Source organism: Eubacterium ramulus ATCC 29099, assembly GCF_000469345.1.
GTDB classification, from domain to species: domain Bacteria; phylum Bacillota; class Clostridia; order Lachnospirales; family Lachnospiraceae; genus Eubacterium_I; species Eubacterium_I ramulus.
On record NZ_KI271116.1, the window covers coordinates 1 to 226 of the forward strand.

The 226-nt window shown below is 42.5% G+C and carries 1 protein-coding gene; it reads left to right on the forward strand.

Features of this window, described 5'->3' with window-relative positions; translation table 11 throughout:
- The coding region (locus HMPREF0373_RS16410; RefSeq protein ID WP_021738896.1) for a hypothetical protein at positions 1 to 226 on the forward strand (226 nt) is incomplete at both ends.

Below are 226 nucleotides of genomic sequence, written 5' to 3' on the forward strand. Positions count from 1 at the left end.
ATGTCAAACAGTATGGCGAAGCTCACAAGGAATTGAACTATAAACAAGTCTATCTGTTGGAACAATGTGTAGTCTGGCAGAGATTGAGCGTACATCTTGGCTGGCAATGCGACAACGTGAGAGCTTCTTATGATGAAATTACAAAGGCTACGCAGGACGAAGTTTTCGCTGGTGCGAAAGCCTTTGTGAAAGAAAATAAAGGACGCTATGAATGTGGCGGTTATAT